The 15,134-nt window shown below is 72.0% G+C and carries 19 protein-coding genes; 11 read left to right on the top strand and 8 right to left on the bottom strand.

The features are described 5' to 3' along the window. Positions 1 to 42: 42 nt before the first annotated feature. The 7 genes from E6R62_RS07555 to E6R62_RS07530 all read left to right on the top strand — a co-directional run bounded on the left by E6R62_RS07555 (position 43) and on the right by E6R62_RS07530 (position 5,543). Positions 43 to 894 (top strand): glutamate ABC transporter substrate-binding protein, encoded by an 852-nt coding sequence (locus E6R62_RS07555; RefSeq protein WP_136212535.1) that lies wholly within the window; start codon positions 43 to 45, stop codon positions 892 to 894. Positions 895 to 977: 83 nt separating this feature from the next. After that, positions 978 to 1,652: an amino acid ABC transporter permease gene (locus tag E6R62_RS07550; RefSeq protein WP_136212534.1), complete on the top strand. Its 675-nt coding sequence runs from the start codon at positions 978 to 980 to the stop codon at positions 1,650 to 1,652. Further along, on the top strand, positions 1,649 to 2,533 hold the full coding sequence (locus E6R62_RS07545; RefSeq protein WP_136212533.1) for an amino acid ABC transporter permease: 885 nt from the start codon (positions 1,649 to 1,651) through the stop codon (positions 2,531 to 2,533). The genes E6R62_RS07550 and E6R62_RS07545 overlap by 4 nt, the downstream gene beginning before the upstream one ends. Positions 2,534 to 2,747: 214 nt before the next feature. Beyond that, the gene (locus E6R62_RS07540) at positions 2,748 to 4,340 is read left to right on the top strand and encodes an FAD-dependent monooxygenase (RefSeq protein WP_136212532.1); all 1,593 of its coding nucleotides are present in this window, start codon (positions 2,748 to 2,750) and stop codon (positions 4,338 to 4,340) included. Positions 4,341 to 4,372: 32 nt separating this feature from the next. Further along, a complete protein-coding gene (locus E6R62_RS42170) occupies positions 4,373 to 4,459 on the top strand; it encodes a putative leader peptide (RefSeq protein ID WP_311318651.1) in 87 nt (28 codons plus the stop codon). A gap of 86 nt (positions 4,460 to 4,545) precedes the next feature. Continuing rightward, positions 4,546 to 5,133 carry a cysteine dioxygenase gene (locus tag E6R62_RS07535; protein WP_136212531.1) on the top strand — a complete coding sequence of 196 codons (588 nt, stop codon included), beginning with the start codon at positions 4,546 to 4,548 and terminating at the stop codon, positions 5,131 to 5,133. Continuing rightward, the gene (locus E6R62_RS07530) at positions 5,130 to 5,543 is read left to right on the top strand and encodes a rhodanese-like domain-containing protein (RefSeq protein ID WP_206308679.1); all 414 of its coding nucleotides are present in this window, start codon (positions 5,130 to 5,132) and stop codon (positions 5,541 to 5,543) included. Before E6R62_RS07535 ends, E6R62_RS07530 begins: the two co-directional genes overlap by 4 nt. A gap of 88 nt (positions 5,544 to 5,631) precedes the next feature. Here the strand turns inward: E6R62_RS07530 and recX are convergent, their stop codons facing one another. After that, on the bottom strand, positions 5,632 to 6,195 hold the full coding sequence (recX, locus tag E6R62_RS07525) for a recombination regulator RecX (RefSeq protein WP_136212529.1): 564 nt from the start codon (positions 6,193 to 6,195) through the stop codon (positions 5,632 to 5,634). Between the two features lie 3 nt (positions 6,196 to 6,198). Beyond that, positions 6,199 to 7,308, bottom strand: a complete 1,110-nt coding sequence (gene recA / locus E6R62_RS07520) for a recombinase RecA (protein ID WP_206308678.1) — start codon at positions 7,306 to 7,308, stop codon at positions 6,199 to 6,201. Between the two features lie 265 nt (positions 7,309 to 7,573). Here recA and E6R62_RS07515 point away from each other — a divergent pair, with 265 nt between their 5' ends. Continuing rightward, positions 7,574 to 7,948: a VOC family protein gene (locus E6R62_RS07515; protein ID WP_136212528.1), complete on the top strand. Its 375-nt coding sequence runs from the start codon at positions 7,574 to 7,576 to the stop codon at positions 7,946 to 7,948. Between the two features lie 96 nt (positions 7,949 to 8,044). Here the strand turns inward: E6R62_RS07515 and E6R62_RS07510 are convergent, their stop codons facing one another. Next, entirely contained in the window at positions 8,045 to 8,914 is an 870-nt protein-coding gene (locus tag E6R62_RS07510; protein WP_136212527.1) for a serine protease, read from the bottom strand. A gap of 338 nt (positions 8,915 to 9,252) precedes the next feature. On the opposite strand from E6R62_RS07510, the gene E6R62_RS07505 reads away from it, so the two are divergent. Both E6R62_RS07505 and E6R62_RS07500 read left to right on the top strand, forming a co-directional pair. After that, entirely contained in the window at positions 9,253 to 9,678 is a 426-nt protein-coding gene (locus E6R62_RS07505; protein ID WP_136212526.1) for a hypothetical protein, read from the top strand. Positions 9,679 to 9,822: 144 nt separating this feature from the next. Then, positions 9,823 to 10,599 (top strand): Clp protease N-terminal domain-containing protein, encoded by a 777-nt coding sequence (locus E6R62_RS07500; protein WP_136212525.1) that lies wholly within the window; start codon positions 9,823 to 9,825, stop codon positions 10,597 to 10,599. On the opposite strand, the gene E6R62_RS07495 is transcribed toward E6R62_RS07500, so the two are convergent. Further along, positions 10,553 to 11,710 carry an AI-2E family transporter gene (locus E6R62_RS07495; protein ID WP_136212700.1) on the bottom strand — a complete coding sequence of 386 codons (1,158 nt, stop codon included), beginning with the start codon at positions 11,708 to 11,710 and terminating at the stop codon, positions 10,553 to 10,555. The two genes, E6R62_RS07500 and E6R62_RS07495, sit on opposite strands and share 47 nt — an antisense overlap. Before the next feature lie 234 nt (positions 11,711 to 11,944). Continuing rightward, positions 11,945 to 12,139: a DUF3046 domain-containing protein gene (locus E6R62_RS07490; RefSeq protein WP_136212524.1), complete on the bottom strand. Its 195-nt coding sequence runs from the start codon at positions 12,137 to 12,139 to the stop codon at positions 11,945 to 11,947. A gap of 80 nt (positions 12,140 to 12,219) precedes the next feature. On the opposite strand from E6R62_RS07490, the gene E6R62_RS07485 reads away from it, so the two are divergent. Beyond that, a complete protein-coding gene (locus E6R62_RS07485; RefSeq protein WP_136212523.1) occupies positions 12,220 to 13,146 on the top strand; it encodes a hypothetical protein in 927 nt (308 codons plus the stop codon). Positions 13,147 to 13,151: 5 nt separating this feature from the next. On the opposite strand, the gene E6R62_RS07480 is transcribed toward E6R62_RS07485, so the two are convergent. The 3 genes from E6R62_RS07480 to E6R62_RS07470 form a co-directional block, all read right to left on the bottom strand. Next, the gene (locus E6R62_RS07480) at positions 13,152 to 13,460 is read right to left on the bottom strand and encodes an AzlD domain-containing protein (protein ID WP_136212522.1); all 309 of its coding nucleotides are present in this window, start codon (positions 13,458 to 13,460) and stop codon (positions 13,152 to 13,154) included. After that, on the bottom strand, positions 13,457 to 14,152 hold the full coding sequence (locus E6R62_RS07475; RefSeq protein WP_136212521.1) for an AzlC family ABC transporter permease: 696 nt from the start codon (positions 14,150 to 14,152) through the stop codon (positions 13,457 to 13,459). Before E6R62_RS07475 ends, E6R62_RS07480 begins: the two co-directional genes overlap by 4 nt. A gap of 129 nt (positions 14,153 to 14,281) precedes the next feature. Further along, the gene (locus E6R62_RS07470) at positions 14,282 to 15,121 is read right to left on the bottom strand and encodes an AraC family transcriptional regulator (RefSeq protein WP_136212520.1); all 840 of its coding nucleotides are present in this window, start codon (positions 15,119 to 15,121) and stop codon (positions 14,282 to 14,284) included. Between the last annotated feature and the right edge of the window lie 13 nt (positions 15,122 to 15,134).

The raw sequence follows: 15,134 nt of genomic DNA, 5'->3' as shown, positions 1-15,134 counted from the left end.
TCGCCCGCCGTCCAACAACGTCTCATACGAGGGAAGTTCACGATGAAGGTTTACAAGGCCGGTGCGGCCGTCGCCGCGGCCGTCGCTCTCGCCCTGACCGCGACCGCCTGTGGCGGCGGCAGCGACAAGTCCTCCGGTGGCACCAGTGCGTCCGGTGACTCCAAGGGCAAGATCGTCATCGGCATCAAGTTCGACCAGCCGGGTGTGGGTCTCAAGACCCCGGACGGCAAGTTCACCGGTTTCGACGTCGACGTCGCGACGTACGTCGCCAAGGAACTCGGCTACGAGCCGAGCCAGATCGAGTTCAAGCAGGCCGTCAGCTCCGAGCGCGAGAACCTGATCGCCAACGGCGACGTCAAGCTGGTCGTCGCGAGCTACTCGATCAACGACAAGCGCAAGCAGAAGGTCGACTTCGCCGGCCCCTACCTCCTGGCCCACCAGGACCTGCTGGTCCGCGCCGACGACACCTCGATCACCAAGGCCGAGGACCTCAACAAGAAGAAGCTCTGCTCCGTCACCGGCTCCACCTCGGCGCAGAACGTCAAGACCAAGCTCGCCCCCGAGGCCGACCTCCAGGAGTTCCCGGGCTACTCCGAGTGCCTCACCGGCCTGGAGAACAAGGCCGTGGACGCCCTGACCACGGACAACTCGATCCTGGCGGGCTACGCCTCGCAGGACAAGAACAAGGGCAAGTTCAAGCTGGTCGGGCTGAACCTGAGCAACGAGAACTACGGCATCGGCCTCAAGAAGGGCGACAAGGACCTGCAGACCAAGGTCAACGCCGCGCTCAAGAAGATGGTCGCGGACGGTGCCTGGGAGGCGGCCGTGAAGAAGAACTTCGGGCCGGCCGACTACAAGAACGAGCCTGCCCCGCAGATCACCGAAGGCAGCTGATTCCCCGGTGAGGAGCGTCGCCGCCCGCCTGCCGCGGGCGGCGGCGCGCCCCACCGGCCATCCTGGGGAGAGCGCAGGGCAACGTGTTCGACTTTCTTGATTCCGGGCAGTACGACCTGCTCGGAGCCTTCTGGGTGACGGTTCAGCTCACCCTCTACTCGGCGGTCGGTTCCCTCATATGGGGCACCGTCCTGGTCGGGATACGGGTCAGCCCCGTCCCGCTGATGCGCGGCTTCGCCGCCGTGTACGTCAACGTGGTGCGCAACACCCCGCTGACCGTGCTGATCCTCGCCTGCTCGCTGGGCCTCAGCCAGACCCTGGGCATCACGCTCGGCGGCAGCACCTTCAAGGAGACCGGCTTCCGGCTGGCCGTCCTGGGTCTGACCGCCTACACCGGCACCTTCGTCTGCGAGGCGCTGCGCTCCGGCATCAACACCGTGCCCGTCGGGCAGGCCGAGGCCGCCCGCGCGCTGGGCCTGAGTTTCTTCCAGGTACTCACACTGGTCGTGCTCCCCCAGTCCTTCCGGGCGGTCATCGCGCCGCTCGCGAACGTACTGATCGCCCTCACGAAGAACACCACCGTGGCGGCGGCCATCGGCGTGGCCGAAGCGGCCCTGCTGATGAAGGAGATGATCGAGAACGAGGCGCAGGCGCTCTTCGAGGTCTTCGCCGTGTTCGCCTTCGGCTTCGTCGTACTCACCCTGCCCACCGGCCTGCTGCTGGGCTGGGTGGCCAAGCGAATGGCGGTGAAGCGATGAGTACCGTGCTGTACGACACCCCCGGCTCCAAGGCCAAGGTCCGCAACTGGATCTACTCCGCCGTCTTCCTCGTGCTGCTGGGCCTGGCCCTGTGGTGGGCGCTGGGCCTCATGGCGGACAAGCGCCAGCTCGACTGGGAGAAGTGGAGCCCGTTCGTCACCGACGGGCAGATCTGGACGACGTTCCTGATCCCCGGCCTGCTGGGGACGCTCAAGGCCGCTGTGATCGCGATGGTGATCGCGCTTCCGCTCGGCGCGCTGCTCGGCATCGGCCGGCTCTCCGACCACGCCTGGGTGCGCGTCCCGGTCGGCGCGGTCGTGGAGTTCTTCCGCGCCATCCCGGTCCTGATGCTGATGCTGTTCGGCTTCGCGCTGTACGTGAAGTTCTCGAACGTCGAGTCCGAGATCCGGCCGCTGTACGCGGTGGTCACGGGCCTGGTCCTGTACAACGCCTCGGTCATCGCCGAGATCGTCCGGGCCGGCATCCAGTCGCTGCCGCGCGGGCAGACCGACGCGGCCAAGGCGATCGGCATGCGCAAGGGCCAGACCATGGCGTACGTCCTGCTCCCGCAGGCCGTGACCGCCATGCTGCCCGCGCTGGTGAGCCAGCTCGTGGTGATCCTCAAGGACACCGCGCTCGGTGGCGCGGTCCTCGGTTACGGCGAGCTGCTGTCGATGAACCGGCAGATCTCGGCGAACTACAGCAACACCATCCCGACGCTGATCGTGATCGCGGCGCTGTTCGTCGCCGTGAACTACGGTCTCGCCGCCGCCGCCTCCTGGCTGGAGCGCCGGCTGCGGCAGTCGAAGAAGAGCACCGGCGCGGTCGTGGGCGTGGCCGAGGCCGGCGATCTTGCCACGGGCAACAACAGCACCGGGTGAGGGCCCTCCTACGGCGGGCGACGGTTCGCGGAGACCACTCCCGCTGACGGTAAGTCCGCTGATGCGAAGTCAGTCATAGTGCGTAGCCTGTGTGGTGCGGCGAAATCCTTCGCCGCACCACACAGTGCTGTCCGGACCGGTGTCACTTGACGCAGGCACCTCCAGTCGGTTGCATACGTTGTGTGATCACATACCGGACATCGGGAGCCGCACCATGGACCCGGTGATCGTCGTCGGCGGGGGGCCCGTCGGGCTGTCGCTGTCCCTCGCCCTGGCCGGCCAAGGCGTGCCCTGCGTCGTACTGGACGAGGGGCCCGGCAAGGACGAGCCCCGACCGGCCCGTTCCGTCGTCCTGCACTCCGACACCGTTTCCATGGCCCACCGGCTCGGTTGTACGACACTGCGCGACGAGGGCGCCTACTACGCGGCCTGGCGCACGATGCGGCGGGGCCGGGACTCCGGGCGGATCACCTTCGAGGACCTCCCGGCGCCGCTGCACCTGCCGCAGCACGCCCTGACGCGCGGCCTGCGGGACGCCGCCGTCGCCGAGCCTCTGGTCCGACTGGTCACCGACACCCGCCTGGACTCCCTGGAGCAGGACGGCCGCGGGGTCACCGCCCACACCCGGGGCGCCGAGACCACCTGGTGGCGCGGAAGTCACCTCGTGGGCTGTGACGGAGCCCGCTCGACCGTACGCAAGCTGCTCGGCATCCGCTTCCCGGGCCGCACCGCCGTCGAGCGGCACGCCGTGGCCGCCCTGCGCACCGAACTGCCCTGGCCCGGCGAGGCGTTGCTGCACCGGGGCGCGACGGGCGAGGTCACCGCCCGGCCGCTGCCCGACGGGGTGTGGCGGCTGGACTGGCTGCTCCCGCCGCGCGGCGGGCTCGTCACCCCCGACGCGCTCGTCACCCTGATCCGCGACACCCTGGCGGGGTGGTGCGGGGGCACGACCCCGCCGTACGACCTGATCGACACCGGCGTGCACACCCTGCACCACCGCCTCGCCCGGCGCTGGCGCGACGGCCGGGCCTTCCTCGCCGGGGACGCGGCGCACCTGCTGGGCGCGCTCGGCACGCAGGGGGTCGAGGAGGGGCTGCGGGACGCGGAGAACCTGGCCTGGAAGCTCGCGCTGGACTGGCACCAGGGGGCCTCCGAGGCGCTGCTGGACAGTTACGAGGAAGAGCGGCGCAGGGCGGTCGCGGCCCGGCTGCGCGTCGCCGACCAGGCGTTGCCTGCCCTGCGCGGCGGGGCCGGGCTGCGTACGTACCTCCCCGGGGCGGCACGGTCCGCGGAGGGCCTGCTCACCGACGGCCACCTCGGCCGGGGCGCGCTGGGCGGGGAGCCGACGTACGCCCCGCCCGTGGCCGTACGGGAGGTGCCGACCGCCACCGAACCCGGCGGCCCGGTGGCGAACGTGCCGGTGACCGCGCCCGACGGGTCGACGGTGCCGCTGCGGGACCTGCTGGGGCGGGGCAGGCTGCTGGTGCTCCTGGTCGCCCCGGGCACCGGGGTGTGGGACCGGCGACACTGGCTGGGCGCCGGGTTGATGCCCCGACTCGCGGCGGCCGTCAGCGCCCTCCCCGTGCGGGCCGAACTCCTGGTGGCCGACGGCTACCCGGGCGCTCCCGCGCACACCGTGCTGCTCGTCCGCCCCGACGGCCATCTGGCGGCCACCTTCGCCGGGGTCCGGCCGGCGGAACTGTACGAGGCGGCCGACGCCGTCCGCTGCGGTCCCCCGGCTCCGGCGGCCGGCGTTCCCTCTGCGCTCGATGAGACGTCCACCACGCCCACCGGTGTGATCGATTGACCCTCTTGCCTTCCCGTGCTTCACTCGCGGTCATGACCGGCAACGACGTACGCCTGTGGCGGAGGGTCCACATGGACCTGCTCCGCTACGCGGGCTGCGTGTGTCGCCCTTCCTGCTGATTCGCCCCTTCTTCCCGCGCCCCGTTTTCCCGTGTCCTTCCGGGACCGGCGGCGCGCACCCGCGAACCCCCAGGACGGTCAATCCCATGTCTGCGCCCACGCACGCGCCTGCCCCGGCCACCTCCGCCGCCGACTCTCCCGCCGCTTCTCCCTCCGCCCTCCTCTCCTCCCCTGCCGCCGCCGCACCGACGACGGCGGAACTGCTCGCCTTCGCGCTGCGCACCGCGGCCGACTCCGAGCTCGTCGCCTCGCTCCCCCTGGACCCGCAAGGGCGGACCTGGATCCGGCTGGACGGCCCCCGGGGCAGCGAGGCCTGGCTGATCGGCTGGCCGCCGGGCACCGGCACCGGCTGGCACGACCACGCGGAGTCGCGGGGCGCGTTCGCCACCGCCCGGGGGAAGCTGACCGAGCGCTCCCTGGCCGTGCGCCTGCCGTCGGAAGGCTGGCGGAGCCTGGAGCTGGCGCCGGACGTGGACCGCGGCCGGGGCGTCCCGGCGGGCGAGGGGCGCGGTTTCGGTGAGCACCACGTCCACGAGGTGCTCAACGAGTCGCGGACCGAGCACGCCGTCTCGGTGCACGCGTACTATCCGCCGCTCCCCTTGATCCGCCGCTACAGCCGCACCGGCCCGGTGCTCCGGCTGGAGCACGTCGAGCGCCCGGCGGACTGGCAGTGAGCGGCGTGCCGCAGGGCATCGACGCCCTGGTCGACCGACTCCGTACGACCTACGCGCGCGTCTCCCCCGAGGAGGCCGCGGCCGCGAGGCGGGACGAGGGGGCGCTCCTGATCGACATCCGCTACCAGGCACTGCGCGAACGGGACGGACTGATCCCGGGCGCCGTGGTCGTGGAGCGCAACGAACTGGAGTGGCGGCTCGACCCCCAGGGGTCCCACCGGCTCCACGAGGCGACAGGTCACGACCTGCGGGTCGTGGTGATCTGCAACGAGGGCTACGCCTCGACGCTGGCGGCGGCCTCCCTGCACGGGCTGGGCCTCCACCGCGCGACGGACCTGACCGGCGGCTTCCAGGCCTGGAAAGCGGCCGGCCTGCCGGTCGCCCCACCGGAGGCCGCCGCGCGACCGTGATCGCGGTCCCCGCCGGCGCGGACCCCGGTGCCACGCCGGCACCGATCACGCCGCCGTCCGGTGTCCCGCCGCGCCGGTGCCCCGGGGCTCAGTCCCCGGGGTATCCGTCCCCGTCCTCCCCCTCGGCCTCCGATTCCAGCGCGCGGCGGACCACCCGCAGGGCCACGCCCTCCGGATACCCCTTGCGCGCCAGCATCCCGGCGAGGCGCCGCATCCGCTTGTCCCGCTCAAGGCCCCGGGTCGCCCGGAGCTTGCGCTCCACGAGCTCCCGGGCCGTCTGTTCCTCCTGGTCGGAGTCCAGTTGTTCCAGGGCTTCCCGGACGAGCGTGGCGTGGACCCCCTTGGTCCGCAGTTCCTGGGCGAGCGCCCGGCGGGCAAGGCCGCGGCCCCGGTGTCTGGACTCGACCCAGGCACCGGCGAAGGCGGCGTCGTCGATCAGGCCCACCTCCTCGTACCGGGAGAGGACCTCCTGCGACACCTCTTCGGGGATGCCCCGCTTCTCCAGCGCGTCGGCGAGCTGGCGCCGGGTCCGCGGCATCCCGGTGAGCAGGCGCAAGCAGATCGCCCGCGCCTGCTCCTCGGGGCTCTGGGGCGGCAGTTCCTGACGGCCCTCCCGGCCGCTCTCCCTGTCGCCCCGTTCCCGCTCCCGCACGGGTCAGCTCTTGGCCACGGCGGCCTTGGCCGTCGTCTTGGCCTTCGACGCGGGGGCGGGCACGGCCGCGGCGTCGGCGGAAGCCTCCGCACCGGCCTCCGCGGTCGCGGCGTCCTTGCGCACGCCCACGCCCAGCTTCTCCTTGATCTTCCGCTCGATCTCGTTGGCGAGATCCGGGTTGTCCTTGAGGAAGTTGCGGGCGTTCTCCTTGCCCTGGCCCAGCTGGTCGCCCTCGTACGTGTACCAGGCACCGGCCTTGCGTACGAAACCGTGCTCCACGCCCATGTCGATCAGGCCGCCCTCGCGGCTGATGCCCTGGCCGTAGAGGATGTCGAACTCGGCCTGCTTGAAGGGCGGCGCGACCTTGTTCTTGACGACCTTGACGCGGGTACGGTTGCCGACCGCGTCGGTGCCGTCCTTGAGGGTCTCGATACGACGGATGTCGAGGCGCACGGAGGCGTAGAACTTCAGCGCGCGGCCACCGGTGGTGGTCTCGGGCGAGCCGAACATCACACCGATCTTCTCGCGGAGCTGGTTGATGAAGATCGCGGTGGTCTTCGACTGGTTGAGCGCGCCGGTGATCTTGCGGAGCGCCTGGCTCATCAGTCGGGCCTGGAGACCCACGTGGGAGTCGCCCATCTCACCCTCGATCTCCGCGCGCGGCACGAGCGCCGCGACGGAGTCGATGACGATCAGGTCGAGCGCGCCGGAGCGGACCAGCATGTCCACGATCTCCAGCGCCTGCTCGCCCGTGTCCGGCTGCGACAGGATGAGGTTGTCCGTGTCGACGCCGAGCGCCTTCGCGTACTCGGGGTCGAGCGCGTGCTCGGCGTCCACGAAGGCGACGGTGCCGCCGGCCTTCTGCGCGTTGGCCACGGCGTGGAGGGTCAGGGTCGTCTTACCGGAGGACTCCGGTCCGTACACCTCGATCACACGGCCGCGGGGCAGCCCGCCGACGCCGAGCGCGATGTCCAGCGCGGTCGACCCGGTGGGGATGACCTCGATGGGGTCGTTCGGCTTGTCGCCGAGGCGCATGACCGCACCCTTGCCGAATTGCCGTTCAATCTGTGCGAGCGCGGCGTCGAGAGCCTTCTCGCGGTCGGTGCCTGCCATGGGTTCCACCCGGTTTGCTTGAGTCGATCGCTTCACGCCATTGACGCTAACGCCTGCCACTGACAATGCGCTCCCACGCCCGGTTCGGCTGTGGATAACCAATGAGAATGCGTGTTCGATTTCCGTGTCAAGCCGGCCACGTCGAGGGTGACCGGATGGCCCAGGGGCAGCGGGTCGACACCTTGCGCATGCCCGTCGTGGCGGTGGGTACGACCCCCTCCGTACACGGGCGCGGAAACGGTCCACGCGACGAGGGGTGTCCAAAGTGATTCGAAAGCTGCAGGCGGTCGCGCTGGACTGCGCCGATCCGGTCCGGCTCGCGGAGTTCTACGCGGAACTCCTCGGCGGCCGGGTGGTCGCCGACCCGGAGGATCCCGACTGGTTCGAGGTGCACGGCTTCGAGGGAACGCCGCTGGCCTTCCAGCGGGTGGACGACCACCGACCGCCGCGGTGGCCGGGTGGGGAGCACCCGCAGCAGCTCCACCTGGACTTCGACGTGGACGACCTCGACGGGGAGGAGGAGCGGGTGCTCGCCCTCGGCGCGACCGTGTTGGAGCGGACGGACCGGCTCCGCTTGGAGGCCAACTGGCGGGTCTACGCGGACCCGGCCGGCCACCCGTTCTGCCTCTGCCTCCACTGAGCGGGGCGGCGCGGGCGGCGCGGGCCGGGCCGCGGCGCCGCCGCCCCCGCCGCGAGGCAACGGGGACGGCGCGTGGGGGTTACGGCCCGTGTGGGGTTACGGCTTGGGCAGGGTGCAGCCGGGGCGGGTGAGGTCGATCTTGTTGCCGGCGCCTATGCACGGGACGATGATGTAGGTCTCCTGGGCGTAGTTGATGCCCTCGCGGACCGTGACCACGCCGTTCTGGTCCACCTCGCACGGGTTGTTGTCCGTGCAGCGCTCGCCGTTCTCGTTGCCCGTGTTGTTCACGGCGACGACCTTGCCGCTCGCGGTGTCGATCACCGGCGAGCCGGACGTACCGCCGATGGTGTTGCACGACGAGGTGTAGCGGACCGAGTCCTTCCAGGTCCAGGCGCCTTCCTTGAGGCGGTAGGCGAACCCGTCGACGTCGCAGCTGTAGGTGCGCTTCCAGTAGCCCGAGACCACCTTGATCGGCGTCCCCTGAACCGGGTGCGCGTCGTTGAGGGTCAGGGCGCTGATGCCGTACTGGCTCTGGATCTGCGCGTACGTCGAGGTCAGCTGGTAGATCGAGATGTCGGTGTCGGTCATCGTCGCGTAGGCGACCTTGCTCGCCCGCAGCGTCGCCACCTTGCTGCCGTTGGCGTTGAGCAGTGAGAACGACCGGGTGGACCGCTGGTCCTTGACGACCTGGCCCGGCTCGGGGAAGCCGGTCTCCAGGCAGTGCCCGTTGGACAGCACGAGCGCGGGGTCGGTCGGCTGCGATCCGGGGGCGCGGACGACGGAGCCGGAGCAGTTGCTGAGCGCGACCGTCCCCGCGTAGGTGACCGTGACGGCCTGCGCGGCCCGGTCCCGCGAGGAGGCCGGTGCCTGCGGGGCTGCGTCCCGGGGTACGGAGGCCACGGCCGGGGCCGCTCCCGCTCCGATCAGCAGCAGGGAGAGCACGGCGCCGGCGAGAGGCTTGTTCATGTGGGGGTTCCCCTCTGGTGACGATGCAACCGAAGATCCTCCGGTTGTCATGCGCATTGTTGGGACGTCGGGCCCCAACCCACAAGAGGGCATGGCGAGTTGACGAAAGCCGCTATCACCCCGGCAGTTGACGGCCCGCCGGCCGAAACCACCTCCCTGACCGTCCCCCGCGCCGCCCCCAACTGCCGCAAGGGCCGCATCCGGTACCGAACGGGGGCGGGAGCGGCATAACCGCCCCCATGGGTCCCCACCCGGCCCCGGCCCCCGACTCCCCCATGCCCATCGGTACCCTGCGGTGCCCCCGGGACCGAGGGCGCTCATTCCGCTTTGGAGGAACCATGGCCATCAAGAAGGCCACGATCCAGCAGCAGGTGGCCGAGGCCATCGCCCAGATCAATCCGGCCGACCGGCCCATCGTCACAATCCAGGCCATCGCCGGCCCCAGCGTCTGGCTGATGAGCATGCTCGGCCTGATCGGCCAGATGTTCCTCACCTACTACTTCGTCACCGTGACGGAGCAGGCCGTGGTCCTGCACAAGGCGAGCCGGATGAGCAACCGGCCGCAGGAGATCGTCTTCGCCATACCGCCGGCCCAGGCCGTCGGCGCGGTCACCGAGATCAAGCGCAACGCCGTCTGGAGCTCGTTCCGCTTCCAGCTCCCGGGCCAGGAGCGGCCGACCCGGATGAATGTGCACCGCCTCTGGCGCAACGAGATGGACCAGCTCCTGGGCCTGCTGACGGCCCAGCAGCAGCCGGTCGCCTGACGCGGTCGCACCGGTGGCCGGATCTCACCCCACGGGGCGGGTCCGGTCGCCGGGCCCCACCGGGATCGGGCGGCGGCGAAGGGTTCCGACTCAGGTGACAACCTCCGGTTGACACCTCCTGAGTTGTCAACCTACGGTTGCACCATGACGAACCCTTCCGCGGAACCAGTTCGCATGACCAGTCCGGTACGCCTCGACGACCTGATCGAGGCGATCAAGAAGGTCCACCCCGACACGTTGGAACAGCTCAGCGGAGCCGTCGTGGCCGCCGAGCACCTCGGCGACGTCGCCGACCACCTCATCGGCCACTTCGTCGACCAGGCCCGCCGCTCCGGCGCCTCCTGGACCGACATCGGCCGCAGCATGGGCGTCACCCGCCAGGCCGCCCAGAAGCGCTTCGTCCCCAAGGCCGACAAGGCCGGGGGCGACAGCGGCGAGGGCGCCGGTATCGACCCGGCCCAGGGCTTCGCCCGCTTCACCCCCCGCGCCCGGGGCGTCGTCGTGGCCTCGCAGAACGAGGCCCGCGCCGGTCGGAGCACCGAGATCCGCACCGAACACCTGGTGCTGGGCCTGCTCGCCGAGCCCGAGGGACTCGCCGCGCTCGTCCTCGACGGGCACCACGTCACCGAGGACGCCGTGCGCGCCGCGGTCGCCGCGGTCCTGCCGGAGCCCGCGGATCCGGCCGAGCTGCCCGCCCTGATCCCCTTCGACGCCGGCGCCAAGAAGGCCCTGGAGCTGACGTTCCGCGAGGCCTTGCGCCTGGGCCACCCCTACGTCGGCACCGAGCACGTGCTGCTCGCCCTCCTCGAACTGGAGAACGGTCAGGGCGTGCTCAGCGGCCTCGGCCTGGAGAAGGGCGCCGTCGAGGCGACCGTCACCGACGCCCTGGCAGCAATCGTCGAAGGGACGACCCCGGAGTAGCGGGGTCCCCGTCGTCCGCCCGTCCCCCGTCGTCCGCCCGTCCCCCGCCGTCCCGTCCCCCGCCGTCGGACGTGTCGGCGCCCTCCGTCACCTCGTAGCGCTTCACGTACGCCCCGAGGAAGGCCTGGAGCGTGGCGACGGCCGGGATCGCGATGAGCGCCCCGACCGCTCCCAGCAGTGCGGTGCCCGCGATGACCGACCCGAAGGCGACCGCCGGGTGGATGTCCACCGTCTTCGCGGTCAGCTTGGGCTGGAGCACGTAGTTCTCGAACTGCTGGTAGATCACCACGAAGCCGAGTACGTACAGCGCGTACCAGGGGTCGACCGTGAAGGCGATCAGCATGGGCAGCGCGCCCGCCAGGTAGGTTCCGATGGTGGGGACGAACTGCGACACCAGACCCACCCACACGGCGAGCGCGGGCGCGTACGGCACGTTCAGGACCGCGAACACCACGTAGTGGGCGATGCCGGAGATCAGCGCCATCAGTCCGCGCGAGTACAGGTACCCGCCCGTCTTCGCGACGGCGATCTCCCAGGCGCGCAGTACCTCCGACTGCTTGGCGGGCGGCAGCACGGAGCACAGCGCGCGCCGCAGCCGCGGACCGTCCGCGGCGAAGTAGAAGGAGAACAGCCCGACGGTCAGCAGCTTGAACAGGCCGCCGAGCACGGTGGCGGAGACGTCGAGCACCCCGCTCGCGCTGTTGCGCACGTACTTCTGCAACCAGTCCGAGTGCAGCAGGCTGTCCTGGATCTCCAGCCGGGACAGATCGGTGTGGAACGTCGTGTTGACCGTCCTGATCACGGAGTCGAGGTAGCGGGGGAAGCCCTCCACCATGTCGACGATCTGCCCGGCGAGGATCGAGCCGAGCAGGGCCACGAATCCGGCGCCCGCGACGAACACCCCGAGGAACACCAGGAAGGTGGCGAGCCCGCGGCGCATGCCGCGGGCGGCCATCCGGGACACGGCGGGTTCGACGGCGAGCGCGAGGAAGAAGGCGATCAGGATGTTGACGAGCAGCCCGATCAGCTGGTGGAAGGCCCAGCTGCCGAGCTGGAAACAGGCGACGAGGGCCAGTACCAGGATCACCGCGCGGGGCAGCCAGCGCGGCATCCGGGCCGCGTCCGCCGCATCGGACCGGGCCACCGGTCCGATGGCCCGGGGGGACGGTGTGACCGGGCCGTCACCGGCCCGTCCGCCGTGCTCGGCCCCTTCGATTCGTTCGGTTCCCGCGCTTCGTCCGGGTTCTTCCGGTCGTTCGGGCCGGAGGGGGGTCGTCTCTTCTGTCGCTGCCACGCACCCCAGTCTGACCCACCCCGTGCCGCGGCGGGCGGGCCGGGCGCCCGGTCAGCGCCGCGAGGCGGGCACGTCCATCGCCGAACACACCGCGCGCCACACGTCCTTGGCCTCCCAGCCGGCTTCCAGCGCCTGGTACACGGTGCGCCCGCCGAGCTCCGTCATGACGTGGTCCCGCGCGAAGGAGTCCGCGTAGGCCGCCCCGAAGTGCTCGGCCATCCGCTCCCAGAAAATCGTCAACCGCATGCCACCAGTATCGCGCCCCGGAGAGTGCACCGGCGGCGTTCGCACCCCCGACCGCAGGTCCGGCGCCCTACGGTTCCGACATGCCTGGAGACGAAGCCGCGTCGGCTGCGCCGACCCCGCTCGCCCGCGCCGAGCGGTTCATCTGGCTCACGGCGCGGGTGCTGGAGCAGCACCGGTTCGCGTACCACTTCCTCGGCGGCGACCCCGACGCCGTGGACCGCGCCCTGGAGGCGTACCTGGGCGCCGACGGCGGCTACGGGCACGCCCTCGACCCGGACCTGCGCGGACCGCTGAGCCGGCCACCGCACGCCGCGTACGCCCTGCGGGTGCTCGATACCCTCGGCCGCTGCGGGGGCCGGCGGGTGGACCGGCTCTGCACCCACCTGGCCTCGCTCTCCACCCCCGACGGAGCGCTCCCGGCGGTGTTCCCCGCAGAGGACGACCTGCCGACGGCCCCTGACCACCCGCCGCACGACGATCCGCCGGGCGCGCTGCTGACCACCGGCCCGGTCGTCGGCGCGCTGCACCGCAACCGGGTGTGGCACGCCTGGCTGTTCCGGGCCACCGAATTCTGCTGGGACCGCGTCGAGACGCTGCGCCACTGGCACCCGTACGAGGTCCAGGGCGCGGTGGCGTTCCTCGACGGCGTGCCCGACCGGGGCCGGGCCGCGGCGGCCGCGGACCGGCTGGGACGGCTGGTGCGCGAAGGGCACCTGGTGGTGCTCGATCCGGCGCGCCGGGACGCTCACCCGACGGCTCCCGGGTACGCGCCGGGCGAGCGGTTGTTCCCGTACGACTTCGCGCGCCGCCCCGAGTCGCCCGCTCGGGGCTGGTTCACGGACGCGGAGATGAGCCGGTCCTTGGACTTCCTCGCCGCCCGGCAGCAGCCGGACGGGGGCTGGCCGGCGCCCACCGGGGCCCGAGGGGCGGGCAGCTCCCCCGAGCGGCGCCCGATCGCCACGCTTGAGGCGCTCTTGACACTGCGCGCCTACGGCCGCCTCCCCTGATCGCCCTAGCCGCCCAGCGCTCGCAGACCGGCCGTGACGAGGACCGCCGCGCCGACCACGACGAGGAACGGGGCGCGCAGCACCAGCGCGAGCGCGGCGGCGGCCAGGCCCGCGGCGCGGGCGTCGAGCACGAGTTCGTGGCCGGTGCTGAAGGTCTGCTGGGCGGTGAGGGCGGTGAGCAGGGCGACGGGCAGCAACGCGGACAGCTTGCGCACGGCCGGCCGCTCCAGGGCTCCGGCGGGTACGAGCAGCCCGGCGAGCTTGACGGCGTAGCAGCCGACGACGGTCAGCCCGATGGCGATCCAGACGTTCACGAGCGGCGTCCCTTCATCCACAGCACGGCGGGCGCGGCCAGTGCCGCGACCAGCACGGGCACCCCGGAGGGCAGTACGGGCAGCAGGCCGAGGCCCAGGACGAGCGCGAGGGCCGCGACGGCCCGCTCGGTGGGGCTCTTGACCATCGGGGCGAGCAGGGCGAGGAAGACGGCCGGCCCGGCGGCGTCCAGCCCCCAGACGGTGGTGTCGCCGATGGCCTCGGCGCCGAGCGCGCCGAGCAGGGTGGTGAGGTTCCACAGCACGTACAGGCTCAGGCCGGTCACCGTGAAACCGAGCCGCGCCGACGTGCGGCCGGGCTGGGCGAGGGCGACCGCGGTCGTCTCGTCGATGACCCAGTGCGCGGCGAGGGGCCGGACGGCCTTCGGCAGGGCGAGCAGCTGGGACAGCCGCAGTCCGTAGAAGGCGTTGCGGGTCCCGAGGAAGAAGGCGCCGGCGGCGGCGGTGAACGGGTTGCCGCCCGCGGCGAGGGCTCCGACCAGCGCGAACTGTGAGGCGCCGGTGAAGACCAGCAGGCTCAGGACGCAGGCCTGGAGCACGCCGACCCCGGAGCCGGCGGCGGTCACCCCGAACGCGAATCCGGAAAGACCGACGGCCACCCCGACGCCGAGGGCGTCCCGTACGACGGCGGCGCGTGGCCGCTCGACCCCCTGGGGGGCCTCTTGTGTCACCATCTGATGTTCTCCCACGCGGTGACGCTATGCGCGGGACCGGCGAGCGGTCTTGTACGTTCTTGCGCGCGCCCGGGATCGACGCGCCGCTGCCCGGGCCGCCCGCGCCGTCACGTGCTCCGGGCTCCGGGCTCAACCGCTCTGCCCGCGCTCCCTCCGGTAGGCGCCCGGCGGGACCCCGACGATCCGGGTGAAGTGGCGGTTCAGGTGGGGTTGGTCGGTGAAGCCGACGGCGACGGCCGCCTCGGCGGGCGGGGTACCCGCGTCCAGCAGCCGGCGGGCGCGCCGCACCCGGGTGTCGGTCAGCCAGGTGTGCGGCGGCATCCCGTACCGCTCCCGGAAGGCCCGCAGCAGGGCGAACGGGCTCGTGCCCAGCTCCGCCGCGAGTTGCTCCAGCGACGGCGGTCGCGCGATCCGTTCCTCCAGTACGGCCTTGGCCCGCTCCGCGTCGGCGCCGCCCGCGCGCCGCACCGTACGGGCCGGCAACGGTCCGCCGTGCCGGGTCAGCATCCGCGCCACGACTCCGCGCAGCAGCGTGTCGGCGGCCAGCGCGTTCCCGGCCTCGGCGGCGCGGTGCACCTCGGCGATCACCCGCGAGGCGTGCGGGTCGGGGACCATGTCGGCGGTGAAGCCGGGGGTCCCGCGCAGGGTGGCGATCTCGGCGGCGACCTCGGTGATCAGCGCGCGGGACGGGTAGAGGGTGGCGTAGGCCCAGCCCTCGGGGACCCCGGCGCGTGCGGTGTGCGCCACCTCCGGGTTGATCAGGACCACACTGCCCGGGCCGGCGCGCAGGGTGCCCGCCGGCAGCCCGATCTCCTCGACGCCGCCGGTGACGGCCGCGATGACGTACCCGTCGTGGGCGTGGCGCGGGAAGGTGTGGCTTACGTAGTGGGCGCGCAGCAGGTCCAGCCCGGGCAGCTCCGGGTAGCGCCAGTGCCGCGCCCACTCCCGGCGGCCGTCGTCCGTGCCCATTCCCTCATTCTGC

Origin of the sequence: Streptomyces sp. A1136 (assembly GCF_004795055.1) — a bacterium.
Classification (GTDB): Bacteria; Actinomycetota; Actinomycetes; order Streptomycetales; family Streptomycetaceae; genus Streptomyces.
The sequence above is the reverse complement of the archived record's forward strand: the minus strand, read 5'-3'. Positions and strand labels throughout refer to the sequence as shown.

Bases quoted from the DNA above. Each gene is read 5' to 3' on its own strand.
- E6R62_RS07555 (WP_136212535.1), top strand. From the start codon at position 43: ATGAAGGTTTACAAGGCCGGTGCGGCCGTCGCCGCGGCCGTCGCTCTC.
- recA (WP_206308678.1), bottom strand. From the start codon at position 7,308: ATGGCAGGCACCGACCGCGAGAAGGCTCTCGACGCCGCGCTCGCACAG.
- E6R62_RS42170 (WP_311318651.1), top strand. From the start codon at position 4,373: ATGACCGGCAACGACGTACGCCTGTGGCGGAGGGTCCACATGGACCTG.
- E6R62_RS07485 (WP_136212523.1), top strand. From the start codon at position 12,220: ATGCCTGGAGACGAAGCCGCGTCGGCTGCGCCGACCCCGCTCGCCCGC.
- E6R62_RS07495 (WP_136212700.1), bottom strand. From the start codon at position 11,710: ATGCCGCGCTGGCTGCCCCGCGCGGTGATCCTGGTACTGGCCCTCGTC.
- E6R62_RS07470 (WP_136212520.1), bottom strand. From the start codon at position 15,121: ATGGGCACGGACGACGGCCGCCGGGAGTGGGCGCGGCACTGGCGCTAC.
- E6R62_RS07510 (WP_136212527.1), bottom strand. From the start codon at position 8,914: ATGAACAAGCCTCTCGCCGGCGCCGTGCTCTCCCTGCTGCTGATCGGA.
- E6R62_RS07545 (WP_136212533.1), top strand. From the start codon at position 1,649: ATGAGTACCGTGCTGTACGACACCCCCGGCTCCAAGGCCAAGGTCCGC.
- E6R62_RS07505 (WP_136212526.1), top strand. From the start codon at position 9,253: ATGGCCATCAAGAAGGCCACGATCCAGCAGCAGGTGGCCGAGGCCATC.
- E6R62_RS07540 (WP_136212532.1), top strand. From the start codon at position 2,748: ATGGACCCGGTGATCGTCGTCGGCGGGGGGCCCGTCGGGCTGTCGCTG.
- E6R62_RS07535 (WP_136212531.1), top strand. From the start codon at position 4,546: ATGTCTGCGCCCACGCACGCGCCTGCCCCGGCCACCTCCGCCGCCGAC.
- E6R62_RS07500 (WP_136212525.1), top strand. From the start codon at position 9,823: ATGACGAACCCTTCCGCGGAACCAGTTCGCATGACCAGTCCGGTACGC.
- E6R62_RS07475 (WP_136212521.1), bottom strand. From the start codon at position 14,152: ATGGTGACACAAGAGGCCCCCCAGGGGGTCGAGCGGCCACGCGCCGCC.
- E6R62_RS07490 (WP_136212524.1), bottom strand. From the start codon at position 12,139: ATGCGGTTGACGATTTTCTGGGAGCGGATGGCCGAGCACTTCGGGGCG.